Annotated in this window: 19 protein-coding genes; 1 reads left to right on the top strand and 18 read right to left on the bottom strand. The window is 39.6% G+C overall.

Going from position 1 to position 21666, the window contains the following annotated elements; translation table 11 throughout:
• Positions 1-335: 335 nt before the first annotated feature.
• Together moeB and gcvH are read right to left on the bottom strand one after the other, a co-directional pair.
• Positions 336-1508: a molybdopterin-synthase adenylyltransferase MoeB gene (moeB, locus tag N0824_RS12735; RefSeq protein WP_108937030.1), complete on the bottom strand. Its 1173-nt coding sequence runs from the start codon at positions 1506-1508 to the stop codon at positions 336-338.
• 159 nt (positions 1509-1667) lie between these two features.
• Positions 1668-2063: a glycine cleavage system protein GcvH gene (gene gcvH / locus N0824_RS12730; RefSeq protein WP_008201043.1), complete on the bottom strand. Its 396-nt coding sequence runs from the start codon at positions 2061-2063 to the stop codon at positions 1668-1670.
• 220 nt (positions 2064-2283) lie between these two features.
• Here gcvH and N0824_RS12725 point away from each other — a divergent pair, with 220 nt between their 5' ends.
• Positions 2284-4992 carry a bifunctional acetate--CoA ligase family protein/GNAT family N-acetyltransferase gene (locus tag N0824_RS12725; protein ID WP_108937029.1) on the top strand — a complete coding sequence of 903 codons (2709 nt, stop codon included), beginning with the start codon at positions 2284-2286 and terminating at the stop codon, positions 4990-4992.
• A gap of 22 nt (positions 4993-5014) precedes the next feature.
• Here N0824_RS12725 and N0824_RS12720 read toward each other — a convergent pair whose 3' ends face one another.
• The 16 genes from N0824_RS12720 to N0824_RS12640 form a co-directional block, all read right to left on the bottom strand.
• Positions 5015-5995, bottom strand: a complete 981-nt coding sequence (locus N0824_RS12720) for an NAD-dependent epimerase/dehydratase family protein (protein ID WP_108937028.1) — start codon at positions 5993-5995, stop codon at positions 5015-5017.
• Positions 5996-6015: 20 nt separating this feature from the next.
• Positions 6016-6795: a glycosyltransferase gene (locus tag N0824_RS12715; protein WP_108937027.1), complete on the bottom strand. Its 780-nt coding sequence runs from the start codon at positions 6793-6795 to the stop codon at positions 6016-6018.
• Between the two features lie 210 nt (positions 6796-7005).
• Positions 7006-7815: a 2OG-Fe(II) oxygenase gene (locus tag N0824_RS12710; RefSeq protein WP_233256429.1), complete on the bottom strand. Its 810-nt coding sequence runs from the start codon at positions 7813-7815 to the stop codon at positions 7006-7008.
• Positions 7816-7872: 57 nt separating this feature from the next.
• Positions 7873-8736: a hypothetical protein gene (locus N0824_RS12705; RefSeq protein WP_108937025.1), complete on the bottom strand. Its 864-nt coding sequence runs from the start codon at positions 8734-8736 to the stop codon at positions 7873-7875.
• Between the two features lie 414 nt (positions 8737-9150).
• Positions 9151-9981 (bottom strand): glycosyltransferase family 2 protein, encoded by an 831-nt coding sequence (locus N0824_RS12700; RefSeq protein WP_108937024.1) that lies wholly within the window; start codon positions 9979-9981, stop codon positions 9151-9153.
• Complete coding sequence (locus tag N0824_RS12695) at positions 9965-10921, bottom strand: glycosyltransferase family 2 protein (protein ID WP_108937023.1); 957 nt, start codon at positions 10919-10921, stop codon at positions 9965-9967. Before N0824_RS12695 ends, N0824_RS12700 begins: the two co-directional genes overlap by 17 nt.
• Positions 10922-10944: 23 nt before the next feature.
• Positions 10945-11877 (bottom strand): class I SAM-dependent methyltransferase, encoded by a 933-nt coding sequence (locus N0824_RS12690; protein WP_108937022.1) that lies wholly within the window; start codon positions 11875-11877, stop codon positions 10945-10947.
• A gap of 363 nt (positions 11878-12240) precedes the next feature.
• Complete coding sequence (locus N0824_RS12685) at positions 12241-12999, bottom strand: Uma2 family endonuclease (RefSeq protein ID WP_108937021.1); 759 nt, start codon at positions 12997-12999, stop codon at positions 12241-12243.
• A 121-nt stretch (positions 13000-13120) separates the two neighbouring features.
• Complete coding sequence (locus tag N0824_RS12680) at positions 13121-13456, bottom strand: DUF433 domain-containing protein (protein WP_108937020.1); 336 nt, start codon at positions 13454-13456, stop codon at positions 13121-13123.
• A gap of 141 nt (positions 13457-13597) precedes the next feature.
• A complete protein-coding gene (locus N0824_RS12675) occupies positions 13598-13915 on the bottom strand; it encodes a hypothetical protein (RefSeq protein ID WP_108937019.1) in 318 nt (105 codons plus the stop codon).
• Between the two features lie 75 nt (positions 13916-13990).
• On the bottom strand, positions 13991-14716 hold the full coding sequence (locus N0824_RS12670; protein ID WP_108937018.1) for an FkbM family methyltransferase: 726 nt from the start codon (positions 14714-14716) through the stop codon (positions 13991-13993).
• A gap of 18 nt (positions 14717-14734) precedes the next feature.
• The gene (locus tag N0824_RS12665) at positions 14735-15991 is read right to left on the bottom strand and encodes a glycosyltransferase family 4 protein (protein WP_108937033.1); all 1257 of its coding nucleotides are present in this window, start codon (positions 15989-15991) and stop codon (positions 14735-14737) included.
• Positions 15992-16338: 347 nt separating this feature from the next.
• Positions 16339-17151 carry a class I SAM-dependent methyltransferase gene (locus N0824_RS12655; protein WP_199224912.1) on the bottom strand — a complete coding sequence of 271 codons (813 nt, stop codon included), beginning with the start codon at positions 17149-17151 and terminating at the stop codon, positions 16339-16341.
• Positions 17152-17165: 14 nt separating this feature from the next.
• A complete protein-coding gene (locus N0824_RS12650; protein ID WP_158269552.1) occupies positions 17166-19544 on the bottom strand; it encodes a polysaccharide pyruvyl transferase family protein in 2379 nt (792 codons plus the stop codon).
• Between the two features lie 43 nt (positions 19545-19587).
• Positions 19588-20568 carry a bifunctional 2-polyprenyl-6-hydroxyphenol methylase/3-demethylubiquinol 3-O-methyltransferase UbiG gene (locus tag N0824_RS12645; protein WP_108937016.1) on the bottom strand — a complete coding sequence of 327 codons (981 nt, stop codon included), beginning with the start codon at positions 20566-20568 and terminating at the stop codon, positions 19588-19590.
• Between the two features lie 121 nt (positions 20569-20689).
• Positions 20690-21610: a glycosyltransferase family 2 protein gene (locus tag N0824_RS12640; RefSeq protein WP_108937015.1), complete on the bottom strand. Its 921-nt coding sequence runs from the start codon at positions 21608-21610 to the stop codon at positions 20690-20692.
• Positions 21611-21666 lie beyond the last annotated feature (56 nt).

Genomic DNA, 21666 nt, shown 5'->3' with positions numbered 1-21666 from the left:
TTATGAATTATGAAGTGGGGAGATGGGGGGAGGAAATTATGAATTATGAATTATGAATTATGAAGTGGGGAGATGGGGGAATGGGGTGATGGGGGAATTTGACTAATACCCCAAAACCCTAACACCCTAACACCCCAAAACCCCAAAACCCAAGGGCCAAAATTAGTATTCTGGTACAGTGGAGAGGGAATTATGAATTATGAAGTGGGGAGATGGGGGGAGGAAATTATGAATTATGAATTATGAATTATGAAGTGGGGAGATGGGGGAATGGGGTGATGGGGGAATTTGACTAATACCCTAAAACCCAAAACCCCAAAACCCAAGGGCTAAAATTAGTATTCTGGTACGGTGGAATCGACTTCGCGACTCCAGGCACTGATGCCACCTTTGACGTTAATTCCTTCGATACCTGCCTCTTTGAGGATAGCGAGGGCTTTAGCGGAACGTCCCCCCATCTTACAATGGGCGATAAGACGATAACCGTTGACTAATTCCTTAATTTTGGGAATTGCCGCACCATTTTCGATATCGGGTAGGGGAATTAATACCGAGTTGGGAATCTTAGCGATTTGGTACTCGTTGGGATTACGCACATCGATGAGAATGTAATCATTGGCATTGCTGTCAAGTAGTGCTTTTAACTCTACTACGGTCATTTCTGTCATTTTTTGCTGTTCTGCCGCTTCTTGTGCTTTCGCTTGCGGGATACCGCAGAATTGTTCGTAATCAATTAGTTTTTCAATGACGGGACGGATGGGATTCGGGCGCAATTTTAACTCGCGGAATTTCATTTCCCAAGCATTGTAAAGCAGTAAACGACCACTGAGGGTATCCGGTGCGCCGAGGATAATTTTAATGGCTTCTGTGGCTTGAATTGTGCCGATTACTCCGGGTAAAACCCCTAAAACGCCGCCTTCGGCACAGGAGGGAACCATCCCCGGTGGTGGCGGTTCGGGATAGAGATCGCGGTAGTTGGGACCGCCTTGGTAGTTAAAAACGGTTGCCTGTCCTTCAAAGCGGAAAATTGAGCCATAGACGTTGGGTTTGTCGAGAAGAACACAAGCATCATTAGTCAGATAACGGGTGGGGAAATTATCGGTCCCGTCGATAACTACATCATAGGGGGCTAAAATGTCAAGGGCATTTTCGGAACTTATGCGGGTTTCGTACAAATCCACCTGACAATGGGGGTTAATTTCTAGAATTCTGTCCTTAGCGGAAACAATTTTCGGTTTGCCTACCCAAGAAGTGCCGTGAATAATTTGACGTTGCAGATTGGAACTATCGACGATATCGAAGTCAACAATACCGATTCTACCGATGCCAGCCGCCGCTAGATAGAGTAAAAGCGGGGAACCGAGTCCCCCGGTGCCGATGCAGAGAACACTGGCGGCTTTTAGTTTTTTTTGACCTTCTAAGCCCACTTCGGGCAGAATAATGTGTCGAGAGTAGCGTTGAATCTCCTCTTGGGAAAGTTCGATCGCTGCGAGATTAGGATTTAGCATAGATTGGGTAAATAGTGAAACCTCACTCGATTCGGGCAAGAATTTCGTCTCAGCACGATTTAGAGACAAAAATCAGGAAGACTCGATCGCTTCCTGGATTTTCAATTCTTTCTATGCCTATGATAGTGTGAGGGTCTGGCTCCCTGTTGTTAATATTAGTTAACTTTCCCCTGCCACTTGGGCGCGGTATTCACTAGCGGAGAGGGTATCAGCCAAGGCAGTATCGGGATTTTCTACCCGCACTTTTAATAACCAACCCTCCCCGTGGGGATCATCGGCAATTAATTCGGGGGAGTCAATCATCGCTTGATTGCGATCGACTACGGTTCCCGAGACGGGAGGATAAAGATCTTCTACCGCTTTTACCGATTCGATCGTGCCGAAACTACTACCCACTTTCAGCGCCTCTCCCAATTCGGGCAATTCTAGAAACACGATATCACCCAATTGATCGACGGCAAAAGCACTAATTCCCAAGGTAGCGATTTCACCTTCGAGTCTGACGTATTCGTGGGTTTCTAGGTATCTCAAATCCTCGGGATATTCCAGTTCCATCGTCTGTCTCTAAATATTTACAGCATCAGTTAGTTTACTAGATTTCTTGGGGAAAATGTTCATCGCCTAGGGCTGTTTTATTGCCGATCGCTGCCTAGACAAAATTAATTACACCGATCGAACCCTGATTAAACAGCTAGAATTGGTCTAGGTCGATCGGGGAACGCTGGAATACCGGAACACTGGAACAGTAAGGGTTAGCTGCTTTTTTAGCTCACTTATGTTAAATCCCATCTTAGATCCTCGTGGTGGCGAACATCAAACCATAAGAGCCTTTTTTGAGCCAAAAACCATTGCTGTGGTGGGATTTAATCGCCAAAATCCCCAACTTGATCGCACTCTTTTAAATAATCTCTATGATAATCCCGGTCAGCACCGTCTTTATCTAGTTAATCCTCAACCCGAAAACTGGCTCGATCTTCCCAGCTATACCAGTTTACCAGATATCCAGGCGGCGATCGATCTGGTAATTATCACCGCCACCGCTCCCGAAATTCCCGCTATTATCGCCCAATCTGTCGAAAAAAAGGTTAAATGCGCCCTGATTCTCTCCACGGGTTTTCGGGAAACTGGACAGATGGGGGAAAATTTACTCAGGGAAATTAAAGCGATCGCTGGTCAAAAATTACGCATTATCGGTCCCCATAGCTCAGGAATCTGCAATCTCAGTCAAAATCTTAACGCTACCTTTTCCCCAATCCTGCCGAAACCTGGTTCAATTGCCCTGATTAGTCAAAGTGGGGCGATCGCTGCTGCCGTGCTTGATTGGAGTTTAAGCGAAAATGTCGGTTTTAGTCACTTTATCTCCCTCGGAGTCCTTTTAGATGTGGATTGGGGCGAATTACTCTATTATTTGGGAGACGATCCCCAAACCAAAAGCATCGTTATCTACCTGGAATCCCTGAATAATGCCCGCTCTTTTCTGTCCTCAGCCCGAGAAGTTGCCCTAAATAAACCAATTATCGCCATTAGTCGCCACAGTACCGACTTTGACCCCACTTCTCTTTCCCATGCTGGCAAATTGACCAGCGATCAGCTAACTCTCTCCGCTGCCTTTGCTCGTTGTGGCATCGTGGAAGTACAAAGACTGGCCGATCTCTTGAATATCACGCAAGTTTTAGCGAAAATTCCCCGATTTCCCCGGGGAAAACGCTTGACAATCATCAGCAATGGTGTTGCTCCCGCTCTTTTAGCGGCCTCGGCTTTACTGGCGGAAGATGGACAACTGGCAACCCTTACCCCCGCAACGATCGAAAAATTAGCGCCTCTTGTTCCCGCAGATATTGTCCCCCAAAATCCCATCGATCTGCGTCGCGGCAGCGATCCCCATAGCTACGCTCGCGCCCTAGAGATCGCTTTAGCGGATGCACATACCGACGCGGTGTTGATGATTCTCTCGCCTCGCTTTAACACCGATCTGCGAGAAATTGCCCTTAATATCGCTTTAATTGCTCAAAATAGCACAAAACCCATTTTAGCAAGTTTGATGGGGGGAGAGGGCATTGCAGAGGCAGTAGCGTTATTAAATCAGCAGGGTATCCCCACCTATCGCTATCCCGATTCGGCAGCCCGGGTGTTTAATTTGCTCTGGAAATATGAAGAGAATCTGCGCGGTCTTTATCAAACGCCAATTTTAACCAATTCTCAGGAAAATGGCTCCGATCGAGTTTTAGTGAGCCAGATTATCGAGCAAGCAGGGGATAGAACAATTCTCAGTGAGCCAGAGTCTTTGGATATACTGAAAGCTTATAGAATCCCTGTTATTGTCACTAGAATTGCTGAAAGTGCCGCAGAAGCAGTTAATCTCGCTGAATCTCTCGGTTATCCCGTGGTGATGAAACTGCATTCCCAGACGATTATCCATAAAAGCGCGGTGGGTGGGGTACAATTGCCGCTTTTTTCCCCTAGGGCAGTCGCACAAGCATATCAGGCGATCGAAGCTAATGTTAGCGCACAAGTGGGTCGGGAGCATTTTCTCGGGGTGAGTATTCAACCGATGTTAGAGATCGATCGAGGATATGAGTTAATTATCGGCTCTAATTACGATGATCAGTGTGGACCGGTGATAATTTTCGGTACTGGTGGTCGTTTAGTCGATATTTTTCAAGATTACGCCACCGCTCTACCTCCTTTAAATACTAATCTCGCTCGCCGACTTTTAGAAAAAACCAAGATTTATCGGGCTTTTCAGGGACTAAATGGGCTTAAATCGCTTAATTTAGCGAATTTGGAGCAAATAATCGTTAGATTTAGTCACCTGGTTAGTGAACAACCTCGCATTAAAACTATCGATATTAATCCCTTTTTTGCCGATTCAGAGCAATTGATCGCTCTTTCCGCTTCTATCCTTCTTCATCCTCCAACTACTCCCCCAGAAAAGTTATCTCATCCGGCGATTCGTCCCTATCCCGAAGATTATATAGAACCTTGGAGGACGAAAAGAGGCTTAAAAGTGCTAATTCGTCCAATTCGGGCAGCGGATGAGCCTTTAGTGCGACAATTTCACCATTATCTCTCGGAAGAAACCATTTATTATCGTTATTTTCATCTTGTCAATCTCGATCGCCAAACCGCTTATGATCGTCTTACGCGCATTTGTTTTATCGACTACGATCGAGTAATGACTTTAGTGGTAGAGATTAATAACTATCAGACGGAAGAGCGAGAAATTATCGCTATAGGACGCTTAAATAAACTGCACGGCGTTAATGTGGCGGAATTTGACCTATTAGTTAGGGATGACTATCAAGGTCAGGGTATTGGTACTGAATTACTACAGCGTTTAGTCACTATTGGCAAAAAGGAAGGATTAGACGGAATTGAAGGGGAAATTTTAAGTGATAACCGCGCTATGCAGATGATAGCCGCTAAAGTGGGGTTTTCTCTTCATAAAACTGCCGATTTTGTCAAAGCGGAACTTGAATTATGAAGCCTTTTTGACGAGCTTATCACTAATTTTCTGGCTGAATTGTTTGGGCTAATCCTTGCTCTAAAGTAAAGGGAGGTTGCCAATCCAGAGTTTTTTGAATATAGCTAGAGTCAACGGCAAGAGAACCAAGCAAGCGATCGATATTATAGGTGTTAAAAGGGAGATTTTTCCCTGTTATAGATTCTCCCCTATCACCCAGATAACCTAAGAATCTAAGTAAGGTAGTGGGGACGGGTAGCAATCGACAGGGTTGTTGAATTTGTTGAGCAATGAGTCGAATTAATTGGGGAGTAGAAACAGCTTGGTTATCGCTAATTAAAAAAATCTGATTAGCGGCCTTAGGATGGTCTAAACAGGTAATAATGGCAGCAACTAAGTTACCCACAAAGACAAAACTACGACGATTTTTTACCGCACCAAAAGGTAAAGGTAATCCCCGTTTAATTAGTTTCATCAAGCGATCCATATTAGCACGATTGCCTAGTCCGTAAACTAGAGTAGGACGAAGGATCGTCCAAGTCATGTCACTATCTTTTGCTAGTTGAATTAAAGCTTGTTCTGCTTGCAGTTTACTACGACCATAGGGACTATCAGGATGACAGGGAGAATTTTCGTTCAGAATATTATCACTTTCGGCAGCCATAGCATGAATAGAACTGACAAAAATAAAGTGCTTAACTCCCGCTTTTAGCGACTGCTTCACTAGGTTAATAGTCCCCTTAGTGTTAACTTTTATAAATGCTGCTTCTGGATTGGATATAGTCTCATGAAGGATATGAGCGCGTCCTGCTAGATGAATAACGGTATCAATGCCTAGCAATGCTTCTTGCCAATCGGTCATATCATCAATTTCACCCACCTGAACGGTCTTAATTGACAGGGCTGCGGGAAACTCAAATTTCTGGCGAATTGCAGCTGTTATTTGGTAGTCATGTTGGTGCAAAGTTGGCAGTAAGTGGCTGCCAATAAAGCCGGTAGAACCTGTAACTAAAACGTTTTTCATTATTGATTATTCAATTAAGTTTAGTAAAGTTTCCAGCCATGTTTATTGAAAAAATACACAGCAGATTGAGCAAAAACTATTGCCAGTTTAGTCGAGTTGTGCGCTCCTCTTGCCCAATGATGATAAATATTCACATGGGGATAAAGTATGGTTTTGTATTTTTTAGACATTCTCATGGTCAAATCATAATCTTCAAAATACATGAACATATTTTTATCAAAGTAGCCAATATCATCTAAATATTTTCTGTTAAATAGCATAAAACAACCACTAATAATCGGTACTTCTATTATCTGGTTATAGCTAATATCTCTCATTTCATACCAGTCCAATCTCTTTTTGAAAAGAAATTGCATTTTTTTTGGTATAAAACGTCTAATAAATAAGGTCAAAACTGTGGGTTGACGCTTACAAAGGTATTGGATGTCCCCATTAGGGTAAGATATTTTTGGAGTAATCAATCCCACATCTTGATGTTTATCGAGGTAGTGAATAAGTTCAGTTATCACATTATTATCAAAATAAACATCTGGATTAACAACTAAATGATAATCATATTTTTTAGCTCTAGTAATAGCTAGGTTATGTGCTTGACCAAAACCAACGTTATTACCATTATTGAAGTAATAATCTATATCGTATTCCTGAAAATTATCGAATATTGTTTTGAGTTCATCGCTGGGAGAGTTATCTACTACGGATAAATTAATTTTTATGGGTGTGCTGAACAGAGATTTAATTGCTTGAATAACTATCTCTGGGTCATTTTTGTAAAGGACAAGGGAGGCCGTAAGTTGCATAATTCTGAAGGAATACAGTGGTTTTACCGAACTTACCATGGGAGAAATTGCTGAAAGTCTTTCTATGACTAGATCATAGCAAAAGTTGCTCAAATGATCCTTTAGATGTCTCAATCCTTTGCCCAACAAACACTTCAGGGATTTTATTGTTTACATCTTTCCCCGCAAGTTCGGAAGAGCCAATAAAGTTAAACATTAGGGATAATATATTTACTTCTTGTACCTGTGCCAAGGTTTAACAATCCCTTGAGGAAAAACCTTACGGAGCTTATTACGAATAGCTATATCAGCTTGTAGCCACAAGTCTCGAAGTTTTTGTTCGGGTCTCCCTCGAAAAGAGGTGACATGAAAATAATCTTCACTTTCGGGTGATACGGGAGAGAAATAATAGTTGGATACACAACATCTCGAACCATCATATATAACTGGATTGACAGAATGATATGAACTTTTGTCCGTCTTCATAATTACTAGCCTGTTAAATTTGCTCCAAATTGTCCTCTGAGGAGATTTTAATCCATTGTCCCACAGTTCTAAATTGCCTCCATAACCCTCTTGCCAATCTGGTGTTACATAATACAGTAAATTGAGAACTCTGTAATTCTTTCTGTCTTTATCATGGGAATTATCTATGTGAGGATTGAGGAAGCAACCTCGAGCCATCAAGCTAATTCCACCAGCATACAAATATTCATCAGGTAATAATTGAGGGATTCCAGTAATTTCACTCAACAGAGATAAAATTTTAGTATCTTGAAAAGCATAAATAATTTCTTCAAGCAGAGGATTATATAGATTCATTTGAGCCGCCACATACTTAAGCTCTCTGATACTATTTCTTTGACTCATTTCTTCTTTTTGAGGAAAGGCTTCATAAATGAATTGAACTATTTGCTCATCTAATAAATTGTCAATAACACAGCTACTTATCTGGTCAGACATTGCAAATTCTTTTGCCAAAGATTCCCGATTGTCTTCTAGCTTTTGAATAATTAGTTGGGCTAATTGTTTTCTATTCATAAACATTAGTTTGCTCCTCTGGAATAAAAAAATACTTGCTTAACAATACTCAACTCTTCAGTTGCTTAAGTATGGATTAACCAACGTTACTTTACTTCTTGAAGACTTAACATCTTGCCGTATGGTATGATCAAGAACATGCAAAATGTAAATATGATCTAGCCAAGAGGCATTTTTAAAAATCCTTTTTGTTTTCAAGAATTTATAGGGCGATATTTTTCTGGTTTCATTTTCACTATTAAACTCTTGAATTGCCAGGAGTTCTCCGCACCAATCATTATGATAGTCTTCATGTATATCATCAAAATATAAGAAGGTGATAGGAAGATAGTTGCTGGAGTCATAACTCAAGGAGATTAATGCTTCTTTGGCAGAAGAATAGTAATCAACATCAATCACGACATATCCGACTGGAGATTCGGGATTAAGCTTTTTCATAAAACTAGGTATAGTTTCACTTAATTCCCCGATGATAAGTTCTGCATTTTTTGGCAAAAGTTTAACAAGTTGATCCCTATTCATCGGAAAATCGCCTTGCTGATATAGTTCAGGATGCTCTTTATAATCTTGGGGAGGTGGCATTCCCAGTCCTGTATCGAAACCATAAATATTAAAATCGATGCCTGTAATCGATGAAACTTTTTCAGCTATTTTGCACATATTTATTAGCCCTGCACCCGCCGCTACACCAAACTCGATGAGCGTCACAGATTGTAAACCAAGTTTCCTAGCTTCATCAGCCGCTCTTAAAATTCCGTAGGCATTGTGCTGTCGCAATATTAAATCAAAATCAATTTTTGCTCTGTATGAACCAAACAGAGACACCAAGATTGAGAATAGATTCAAGTGAATCGGCTCTGTCACTCTTTCATACAGTATTCTTTTCCATACATAGGAGTGTTTTAACTTAGTCCAAAACATAATTTCTGTTCCTGTTTTTTTGCTCTGTATTACAACTTACTTTACCATGTCAAAACTTCAAATGTCAAATAGAGGGGACAGAGGTGATTAATAAATTATTTAGAATTACTATATCTGGGTTTCAGTGATTTTGGGCTTCTCGAAGTAAATCCCAAGCAGGGATTGGGATTTAGGTTTTTATCGATTTGCTCGATTTGTTTTTTGTCTAAGTCACACTATTCATCAACATTAGTTGTCTCCTGTAAATACAAGGCTCTTCTAGGTTCTGTGTGATCGGTTTAACTTACATAGGATCGATCTTTGTGTCCTCTGTGTCTCTGTGGTTCGTTCCACTCCCTCGCTAGGAGAAATGTATCTTAGAATACATTTTACCCACCAAACCTGGGAGAGCCAATACAATTAGTTAGGATACTATTAATTCAACAAAAAAAGCTCTAACTTCTGTTTAAAAAACAAGTGTAATTTCGGAAATAAAATTGACAAAACCGCTTTGAGAGAAGTATATTGAACATAAAAAATCATTGTTGATAAATCAATTTTCTTGTTTAGCCATAAATACCAATAATTTTTGATGCCTCCAATTCTCATTGCCAATTTATTACTACTAAGTCCGCTAGAATATTTTACGATATGAGTCGTACAAACATTTAGTCTATACATACTATACTCGCTCTGGTTGTCAAGGTAAATTTCCATCCACAAAAAATGATCTTCTGCATATCTTATCTGAGGTGCAAATCTGTTACTTATATTTCGTTTTAACATAACAGAGGATGTGTCAAATGGATTGAAAGTTAAAACTTCTTGCTTACCAATTAAATCAAACCTTAGTTGTGTTAATTGATCTAGGTGATTATATTGAGGTAAGACTAAGTAACTACCATGTCCAGATAAACAAACTTGAGGATTAGCAATCATCCAAGAGTATTGAATAGCAATTTTTTCAGGATGCCATGATTCATCAGCATCTAAAAAAGCAATAAAATCCTGAGATGCTAAATTCCAACCAGTATTACGTGCAATAGACGGACCAGAGTTAGACTCTAAAGCAACAACCTTAATCCACTCTTTACCATACTGCTGCTGTAGTTCTTTCAACTTCTCCAATGTACCATCACCGCTGCCATCTTCAACCAGAATAACCTCGGCGGGACGGAGGGTTTGTTTGGCTACAGAATCGACTGCTCTCTCAATTGTATTTGAGCAACGATAGCAGGGAATAATTACACTAACGGATGCTTCCATGTCTCTTAGCCTCAATTAAATACCATAGTCCTAAATATTCTAAAGCTTTATGACCTGTAATTGTTAGGCAAGAGCGTAGGAAAATAATGATAGCAACTAACTTGGGCAGGTAACGCAGACGAACTATTAATTCTTCTTTTGCGGTCATATAATAGTTACTTGAAATTCCAGGATTCATCATAATAGCAATCGTTTTATTGATATAAATGAATTCTACAGACTGAGCAAAACAACGACAGAAAAACTCGTAATCACTAGCTATTTTAAATAAAGAAGTTTCAAAAGCTCCGTATTTCCTATAGATTTCAAGAGAAACAAAAGTAGATGGATGAGGTAAAGTTTTATAGGGCAATGGCCCTAGATTACCAGCCCGAATATACCAATTAGAATTATCTCTCAACAAACATTTGCAATCCCCTATAAATAGTCCCGCAGATGTTTTTTTAAGGTATGCTTCGACTACATCAACAATAGCTTCTAAAGTATAATTATCACCAGCATGAATTATGCCTACAAGTCTTCCCATACATAAACTTATTCCTTTATTAATTGCATGGTATAAACCACCATCAGGCTCACTTACCCAATAATCAATTTGGTTTTCATACTTACGAATAATATCAACTGTCCCATCCGTAGAACCACCATCTATAACAATATACTCAACATTATCGTATGTCTGATTAATCACACTCTGAATCGTTGACTCTAAATACTTCTCGCCGTTGAAAACTACAGTAATGATGGTAACTAAAGGAAGCGGTGAATTGTCAGACAAACCACTCGCTTCATCGTAAGACCGTTTGAAATATCCCTTTGTTCTTAATCCCCCTTCTCCCTTGCGTTCTGGATTTGGGGGAGATAATATTGGATATTGTAGGGGATCAGAAGTGAGCTTGCGAGTCGTGGAAAAGTTATGATTAAGATTAATTATTTTCATGATTGTTTGGAAGCGCGTAATTTTTAAGCAATCATCCAGAAAGAACCGGGTAATCGATCTTCATGATAAGCATTGATACTCTCAAGAAACACAGAATTCTTATAATAAGATACCATAGATAAGGATGCCAAAACTTCAAACTTTTTGTTAAATTGCAGAAAGGTCTCTAAAAAGTATTGCTCGTTCCAGTATCGTGATTCTTTGAGATTCCATTCGATGGGATAATCATAGGGAAAAAATATATCGTGAATATGAACTAAGACTCCTGTTTGTAAACGGGGATAAACTTGAAGAAATTCAAACTCCACATCACTACCAGACTTAAATACATGACTGGAATCAACGAACAGAATATCATTGGTTTGCAGGGATTCAAAAACAGACAAATCTACGGCTTCTACTTTCTGGGTAAGCAAACTAAATTCTAGAAAATCTTTACTAACATTAGCAAAGTCTTTTAAAAAATCTTGAGGATAAGGCTCGATCGAGATCAGTTGTGATTTTTGGGAATTTTCTATAAAATTCATTTTTAAAGCTGCGGCGATAATTTTAGTGCTACCACCCGACCCAATTTCAATTACCTGAGAGGGGTTTTTTTCTCTGACCATAGCATAGAGGACTTCCGCATCGCCACTAATGAGACCAGAACTATCTTCGGAATAACCAAATGCTGAAAAAATTTCTTTATTGTTAAATTCTAAAGCATATTTTTCTAGTAAATACTTAACCAGTTCAGTTTGCTTGTCTAGATGCCATTCAATTGAGCTAAGAGGCCTTTCTTTGCCCGCGTATGTCATAATTTCCTGACGGTTGGGTATCGGCTGATAAAAATGGTCAGTAATTAGGGTGTAGCCAATATTTCTTAAGAGGGGATTGAATATTTGTCTGGCTAGAGCAAATTTAATATTTTTTCTACCCTGTTCGGTTTGCATACGGTTAAGTAATTTTTTCAACATTGTCAACCTTTACACTACTAATATTTACTGTCATGTTTTGTCGTCAAAGCCAACTGGGAACTGGTATCCTCGATCAAAATATTACTAGCTGGTTGCCTCCTATTAAATCTTGATAAAATACTTCTAGGGCAGGGTATCAATCATAATGGGCAATTTAATTAACCGACCAGTTCAAGACCGGATTCAATGGGCATAATTTGCTAGATTATACCTGATGATCAACTTTTTGTAAAGAAAATTTTTAATCAGCTAAACTGGAAAGCGAACAAGAGTTCTCTAAGGTTATTGGTTGTCTATGCTTGATGCTCCTATCCTATTAGCTTTCTGGAGAGTCATTGTACTTTGGCCGGTCAATATCTAGATTTATTCTGGCAAATCTCCAAAACGCTCTCGATAGCGTTGGAGCAATGCTTCTAAATCCTCAGCCCGCATTCTTTCCTGTTGGGCCCGCATTCTTTCCTGTTGGGCCCGCATTTTTTCCTGTTGGGCCCGCATTCTTTCCTGTTCAGTTAGCTCTGACTCCGTGGGCAGTAAATCGCCGGCAAAAGTCGCCCAACGCAGCCAAACTGCCTCAACTCCCTTATACTCTCCTTGCCAGCGGACCAAAGTTAACCCTAGCCTTTGACTGAAAAATCTTTCTCCCTCCTCTAGAGATAATGGCTCGTAGTTGCCGTCTCTGAGGATAAAACCCGCCCAGTCTTCGGGATTGAAGGGATCGTACCAGAAATATTCTGGCACTCGCAAACGGTCTTGATAGATGGCTTTCTTTTCAGTTTTATCCTGTTGAGCGGTACTTTCAGAAAGGAGTTCGATAACCACATCGGGAGCTTTCCCCTCTTGCCAAACCACCCAACTTTTTCTTTCCGCTTTAGGAACCCCCAGGACAGCAAAGAAATCGGGACCGCGAAATTCCTCGCTTTTTAACTGTGCGGCACTGAAATAAACGAACATATTGCCGCCTACATAGCCATCTTCCCTAGCAGCTAACCAGGGGAACAAGGCATCTATGAGTATATCCATCTGGAGTTTATGTCGTTGGGTTTCCATAGGAACGCCGTCATCGCAGGGCAATTCATCTTGGGTAGGCAGTGAAAGTCGAGAAGGAGCAATAGTTGAAGTCATCGGAGTCACGCTGGTGATCAGACTTAAGGAGCTTTTTCCTCTAGCATTGGGGAAAATATCTAGGGGCTAGAATTGAGATGGGGGCAAAATGTTATGGTAATTATAGCCTTCTTCTAGGAAATTAGTTTTTTAAGCACATATTGTAGGCTTGAGCTGCCTTGAATTTTTGGTACAGCAAAGGACTCTTTTCTCTACAAGACTGTTGTAGTTCCTGAAACTCGGCTTCACCCTTTTTCAGATAGGCATCGACAAGCTCTCGATTGGCCAGATAGAAGGCGATCGCGCCATAAACCTGTTCGAGGGAAAGGAGTGGGAAATTTTGGGCAATGCTTTCGGGCGATTCTCCGTTCAAGAAAGAATAGACAACTGAATCAAGAGAGATACGAGTTCCTTCGAGCCAATATTCTTCGTCTCGTTGCTCGATGTACTGCTTTGTTGGGATAGAGGCTAATGTCATAGGGGCAATGTTGCTGTTTAGCTAAAAGGATAAGAAATCCCATTACCAAGTAGGAATACCATTGCTAGGACTGGGGTATAGATTTTTGGAGATGTCTATTTATTATGATGATATTAGCGTCGAGAACGATGAATTTGAGTCTCACTTGTCCAAATCCTTTCTCTGATTGGCTCTATCCGCTTCACACATCTGACGAAACTCACGAACAATATCGTCCTCGGAAATTCCCTTTTGACTTAACAGGTACTCAAATTGAGCGGCCACCGCTTGTAAGGCAGCGATATCGGCGCTTTTACTCCCCTGTTTAACGGGGAAATAGAACCCAACAGTATGACCGTGACGTAGTACCTCAACGGGAGTCTGACCGTATAGGTATTTAGGGAGTTCGCTCCGAAATTCTCGCACCCCAATTTTCTCAATGTCATACTTAATCCATAGTCTCTCTCGTTGTGTACGCATTGTGTACACAGTGTAGCACTATTTGAGAAAGGACATCAACAAATAACTTTACTCATGTTTTACCAGATGAAATTTTTAATCTGGTTTAAAGAAAATGCCATCCATCTGCAACATCCTCCCAGTTTTTTCGGCAGTAAACCCTGGTTCAATACCGTACAGTTCGTAACCTAATTTTTCTACGATATCAATCATTTCTTTAAACAGGACTTGACCTTCGTAGAGAGGGACTAAAGATAATTCCAGCTTAATGCCTTTAACCAAAGGCAAAACTGCAGTTGCTCCTTCTAGCACTTGTTTTTCCAATCCTTGCACGTCTATTTTGAGAAAAATGGATTTAGTTTCGCTTTTGATATAGTCCTTGGCAATGGTATCTAGCCTGCTCAATTTTACTGTTTCTGAGCCAGAGTAAGCTGATTTAGGTGCAGATTCTAAGTGAGCATCCAGCATTGGCAAGGCTGAACTACTCTGACTATTACCAGCAATATTGATGGTAATTTCACCTTCTTGGTTGCCGATGGCAGTTTGGGGAGCAATTTCCCACAGAGGGTCTTTTTCACTAACAGCTTTTAACTGAGAGTAAGCACTTGACAGTGGTTCAAAGGAAACAATCCTCCCCGAATAGCCTAATTCTCGCAGCAATTTAGCATACTGCCCAATGTTAGCGCCAACATCGAATACTAAGTCAATATTGTGATAGGCTAACAAGCGCTGCATTTTCGCCGCTTCAGATGTTTGGATATTGTATCTTTTTAGATCAATTCCTAAACTTCTGGAGAGTTTCTTAATCGTTTTGTTGAGCATGGCTAAGACTGTTAAAGTTTACTCGGAAGATTCCAAGATATCATTATACAGCTTTAAATATTTAGATGCTTGAATCTCAAGAGTAAATTCCTGCTCTATTTTATCACGAGCGCAATCGCACAATTTCTGGTATCTCTCTTCGTCCTCCAATACCCAGGAAATTCCCTTTGCTAATTCCTCCACATCGAAAGGTTGAGCGAGATAACCATTTTGTTGATGTTCGATCATATCAGGCATTCCACCAATTTTAAAGGCAACAGAGGGAGTTGCACAAGCGAGAGCTTCCATGACTGTATTGGGAAGATTATCCTCAATTGAGGGAGCGACAAAAATATCGGCGGCGGCATAGACTAAAGCTAGGGAAATATCATCATTTAATCTGCCTAAATAATGGGTTTTCAGTCCAAAATCAGGCGGATTAACCGGTTCAGAAGCACCGAAGACCACTAACTCTAATTTATGCTGCCATATTTCCCACTGGCTGAGTTTTTTTAGGACAGGCAGCAGCAGATGAAATCCTTTCCGGCGATCGCTTGTTGCCGTCATAGCACCAAAGAGGATCAGCTGTTTATCTTGGGGTAATCCTAAGAGATGGCGAGCAATCTTTTTCTCGATTGGTTTATACCTTTGAATATCTAAGCCATTGGCAATTACTTCTATCCGTAAATCCTGAAATAGAGAACTATTTCTAGCACAATCTGCTAACCATTGACTGGGGGTAACAATAGTCAGATTTAGATTTTTCCAAGCTTGAGATTTTCGCCACCAAACCCAACGAGAAATATCCCCATCTTGCTGACTTTTTAATTGAGGACAATGACCACAGGATTGGGTATAGCGATCACATTCTCCACTATAGTGACAACCACCAGTAAAAGGCCACATATCGTGAGCCGTCCAAACAAGAGGTTGCTTAAATTTGGCTAGGGTTTCAATTTGTAAAAACCCGGCATTAATCCAGTGTAAGTTAATAATATCTGGACTAATTTGGGCTACTCTAGAAACAAGGCGATCGGGAAGCCATTGGATAGAATAAGGTGTTCTCTCTCTTTGGTTATATAATGACAAGGGCAATTTCTCAAAAGTAGGTATTAGTTTTGTCCATCCCTTCATTAATTTACTTGCTGGCGATAAAACAGTATAGTCATCAGTCGTTTTATCATTAACTAGCATAGTCGCTGCTACACTGATCCGATGTAACCCTTTATGCAGACGATGAGCGGCTATAAAAGCCCCTCCTTGACTATCAGAATTACTTAGTAAACAGACTTTCATCACTCTCAAGAATATTTGATCAATTTGCAATAGTCTTCCACGGTTAGCACCCAGATCGAAAAGTCTATATGTTGATATTCCAATAACCTTTCCATCAGAGCCACTTGGGAAGTATTAAGATTATATCTCTTGACTTAAAATCCCAGTTTTCTGAAGAGTTTTTTAATGTTTTTTTCATGATTCAACTAAGTAGACATATTTTCATCGCTTCAAAAAAGTGGTTTACTCGCTGACCAGCATAAATTAGCTGGACTTCTATAGCAATTCCCATAGTTGTGAGGTACAGAGTCTTAGGTTTTGAGGAGTCAGGAGTCAGGAGTCAGGAGTCAGGAGTCAGGATTCGGGATTCAGGATTCAGGAGTCAGGATTCGGGATTCAGGAGTTAAGATTTTGGTGTACCTCATGAGATTGGGAAACGCTATATACTTATCTTTTGCTAGAAAATCAAGGAGCAAACCGAGTATATTGATCAAGCCTACTATAGGTGAGAGAAGTAGTGCTTTTTTTGCCGAGAATCCTTGAGAAACGCCGTCTTTTCTAGGAGTCAGCATCCAATCCATTGTAATCAGCAGTGCTGTTGCTGAATAGACCGAGCCACTGCCTTCAATTTTGATGTCTGTATAACCAGCACCTCCAAGTAACTGCCTTAATCCCAGATCTGTATAGCGGCGGAAATCATTTGGCTCTAAGTGGACAGGACTGATGTGCGGGACTGAACCAATCAATTTCCCACCTGGCTTGAGAATACGGTAAATTTCAGCAACGGATTTCAAAGGATCATGGACGTGTTCAAGACACTGATTAAACAATACAATATCAGCCATAGCATTTTCAAGAGGAATTGCCTCAGCGAAGCCATAAATCTGCTCAATAGAGCGATTTTCGTTTTTAGTAAGACTTTCCTTCATATCTACAGCAACATATCTAGACGTAACTGGAGAGAAGATATCATAATATGGGCTTGCTCCTGCTCCAACATCAACTAATACACATTCGGCTTTGGAACAAATTGTCTCTCTCTCCTTCTTTAGGTATTTGATAATATGGCGAACATTGTGAAAGTTAAATGATAAAACCGTATTATAGGGATGCCTTCCTAAAATAAGTGTATATACTTTCATCAACAAAGATTTGAATTTACCTTTAGTTGCGATCGACATAAATAATAATCTAATTATCCTTCTAGATTTTTAATAAATAAACTAACTGCATTTGAAAATTTTAAAGTTTGGGGACAAACAAAATATTTTAAATCCTGTCCATCACCATTTAAAATATCACCAAACCGAGAAACTAGAAATTCAGCGGTAATTAAATCCAAACTCATATATGGTACGTTGTGTTTTTCTGCTAATGATTTGACCTTGCCTTTTCCTAGAGTGTAATCAATAGCTATAGATGGGACTCCAGCAGCCAAAGCAAACACTAGAGAATGAAATCTCATTGTCAAAGCCATAGAAGCTGATTGAAAAGCTTTTAAAGCATCCAAAGGTTTTTGTTCTGCTCCCAAGTAGCTTAAATCTAATCTGTTCTGTATATCTTGACAACCCCTAAACAATCTTCGATAAAACCACCTATCGTCGTCGCCAATATGATTGGTACACATCGGGAAAGGAATAATTGAAAGTTCAGAATATTTGTTGAGTATGTGAGTCAGTGCTGTAATCATTTCTGTTTCAAACTTGTTTTTTAGCTTTTCCGCTTCCAATACAGTTAGATGAGGTGCATATTCACGATAAGGCCAATCTCTTAATCCTAATAATAGCACTGGAGATTTTTGAGGATTTTCTATTGGTTTTAGGGATGCCAAAGAACTTTTAACCCAAGTGAGAGCAGGATCTTCAGCAACCAAATCTTCTGAAGTACAAATACCTAAAGATTCAGCCAAAGTTCGAGAGTTTTCATCTCTATAAATTCGATAGGAAGATAAGTGTAGAAGATTTTTAATTGCTTGATTATAATCAAAATTTTCCAAAGGTCCTACACCACACCCGGCAATCAATGTCGGAACCTTAGCTTCTACTGCTCTTTGAAATATAGCAATCATTTCAGCTAGGTTAGGGATAGCCATTAAAGGACCACCACCAAAAACGACTAAATCCATCGTACCAGCAACTTTAATCGCATCCGTAATAGGATGTAAATAACATCCCTCTAATTCAGGCATTTGCTGAATCGTCATCTCCGAAATATATAATTCAAGGGAAGCAAGATGAAGTTCCAAGTTTCCTAGAGCAGATTGGAGCGAATTCACTACTCCACCTAAAATTGCTTTATCTCCCAACGTCTCTGTGCCATACCAACCACAGATAAGTACCCGATATTTTTCTGAATTATGACGAGAAAAACCTTGAGCAGGTTGAGAGTTATTAATTTTAGCTAAATCTACACCATAACCAATCATTCTTTTTTGAAAGCTAATCTTCTTTTTGATTTCTTTAACTGGTTTAATAAGTGGTGATTTTTTCAGTTCTTGGGGATTTATGCCCAATTTTAATAATCCCTTATTAAGATAATTATTCAGTAAAGTACGAGTGGGGGGAAGACCAACATAATCGTGAACACAGGTATCACATTTGGTTTTAACAATTGCTGCTAAATGATCTTGATTGGCAAAGTATAAATGCTCGGAATTTTCAGAAATAGATGAACCTAATGTTTTACTTTCAACGGCGCAGTACAAAAGTTCTCCTCTGGCTGAGAGAGTAACACCCCTATGCTGCCAATCACACCCAGCAGCACGAGGTTTTCCGTACATTATTTGACCAATTAAAGATTTATAAAAAAACTTCTGCTGTTCCGATGTTTCATAAAACCTGATAATATTTTCCAGAAAAACACTTAGATGATATTTTTCTGCAAAGGTTAGGTCAAATGGTTCGGAGACATCTTGAGAATATAAACGCTGATGAGGAAGTCCCAGTCTATACTTAATGTAAATATCTTTACTCAAAGCAAATTCTAATAGATCATGCAATCCATAAACGTTTTCTTTAATAATTGTACAGCCCAATCTCCGACTAGAAACCAGATCGCAATTTTGGATAAAATCAATCACTTTAATGGCATTTTCAAAATTTCCTTTTCTCCCCCTAACTCGATCATGTACTTCTCCAACCCCGTCCAGAGATACCATTACATCTAAATGACCAGAGTGTGATTTAATTACCTGTCCAATTTCACCAATTCGCTCAATTACTTGGCTACTATTCAAAGAGTTGGTAATAAGAGCTATGGCTGATAGTTTCGGCAAGTTAGTGAATAAAACATCAACAATTTCTGCTAAATCTTTGCGAAGTGTTGGTTCTCCTCCATTAATTCCCACACCTCTTACTTCAGAAAAAAGTGGATTATTGACTGCTATGGCTAGTTCTTGCGGACTGATTTGATAGTCAAATTTCTGTTGCCAGATATTGCACATTTGACATTTAGCATTACACACATCGTTAACTGGAAACTGAATTACTCTTGGCTTTTGAGGATGCCATGGTTTAGGCTGGGTTGTGAGGTAAAGGTCTTGTATTGTATTATAAACAGATGCCAGAAATTTCATGATATAAATGTCCATTTTGTAGTTTTTTTTTGTTTGAATGAGTTTACGTTGCCTTTTTGGTAGCATAAATACATAAACCAGAGGACATTTGTAGGCGATTAAGCATTTTCCTGAAAGGAAAAATTATTAAGCAAACTACCTCTAATAACAAAGACATAATTTTGAAATCAGTTAGTTTTTCGATAAGTATATAAATAGTATTGTTAGGAATATTTGGCCAGTACACCGAGTCTCCTAAACAGTAGTGTATAGTTTTCACGGTTTCAAAGGAGTCGTTGATTAACAGTTGAGATAAATTATCAGCACGAAAACCAAACAGATGACGCAGTAGATCAACTGCTAAAGGTAGCTTTAGCAATAAATCAATCGGAGATGATCCCTCGTATTTTTTGCTATATAGTGATTGATAAAATCTCATTGTTTTGGGATGTAGTAATATTTCTGCTCCAGCATTATTATCGGTTTCTATTGTTAATACTCCGCCCTCTGACAGCAGGGAATAAACAGTGTCTAGTAGATTGTCAGGATTTTTGAAATGTTCAATGTTATGTCTAAGAAATATCCAATCAGACGATATTTCAGAAAACTCTTGAATACTTGCTTGGTAAACTTCGGGTAACTCTTGATGCTTGTTGGAAAATTCAATTGATATAGGATCAATATCGACTAAAATGGCTTTCAAACCTTTGGTTAAAGCTTCCTTCGCATAATAGCCTAGAACACCTCCTAAGTCTAAAAAGTCTTGACGAAGCCACTTTTTAAGCCTTTTTAATTCCTCTATATATCCATCTAGAGATGTATTAGCCCATTTTTGCTTTTGTAAATCAAATTCCAGAGACTCTTTTCTGCATAAACCATTGTAATATTCTTGAATAGCCTGTTCCGACGGCATGGGATTAACAAAGGTCAATCGACAATGGGGGCAACGCATAATATCCCCATTGTCATTTTTAGATCGCATTACCAGTCTGGGATTGATTTCTTGATTGCAAACAATGCAAAAATGCTGTTGTTGTTTTGACATAAATTAATTATAGCAGTTATCTTAATGGTGAGGCACGAAGTTTTCGTTCTGGGGAGTCGTTCGTCGGTTGTCAACACCGAATTAGGTTACACTTCATTTTTAGGAGAAACGCTGTAATTCCTCAAAATAGTTGTGAAAATCTAGATTGCACTTTAAGCCATAAACTCTTTTGTGGTCTATAGATATTTTCCCAAGTGAACCTGTCCGCCTCAAAATGACGAGTGATGAAGGGTGGATGTTGGAGAGGAAAAGACATTTCCCTCACTGGGTTATTGACAACAGATTGAATGGCTCTACTGGTATGGGTAGCATCCGCACCAAAACCAATATTACTAACCAAATTACAATTGGGAAGAATTGCCAAACCACTCTGAACAAGACAGGAAAAACACCAACGATAATCCCAAGTGTTAATCTTTCCTTCGTAAGTATTTTGAAAAATTTTATAACGATATTTTACTTCTTGATAATCTCTAAAAATGTACTCAAGAAACTTACTAGAGCCTATTTCTGGCCACAGTTTCATTGTCTCATCATAAAAGTGCCAAGCTCGCCGCCAAGTCGCCCAGCCCCAACAATGGGGATAAACTGAAAAGTAATAACTGTAGTCTGTGCGTTTTTTGCCAAACTGAAAATTATTTCCCGATATCACCATAATTCGCTGGTCATGTTTATAGTATTCTAATAGTTCCTCGCAAAACCGAAAAAAGGTAGGGTCGGGTACACAATCATCCTCAAGTATAATAGCTTCTTCTACTGTGTCAAAAACCCAATTTAATCCACTAGATACTCGATTCTTGCATCCCAAGTTAATATCAGAATAGTTCTTCAATACCTCACAATCCCAATCCACACCCTCGATAATAGCACGAGCCGCCTTACACTTTTCAATATCATCGGCTCTATCTGGACGGGGACCGTCGGCAACCACTAATAACTTAGGTGGTTTCGCCTGACGAATGGCTTCAAACACCCTCGCCGTCGTGTCTGGTCGATTGAAAATCAGGAAGGCGACAGGAGTGGTCAGTTGGAAATCAGCCATAGACGAATTTACTGTTAACTCGTAGAATCCTAACCCACCCTGACCAAATTGTCAAC

Source organism: Microcystis sp. 0824, assembly GCF_003112475.1.
GTDB lineage: Bacteria > Cyanobacteriota > Cyanobacteriia > Cyanobacteriales > Microcystaceae > Microcystis > Microcystis aeruginosa_C.
The sequence above is the reverse complement of the archived record's forward strand: the minus strand, read 5'-3'. Positions and strand labels throughout refer to the sequence as shown.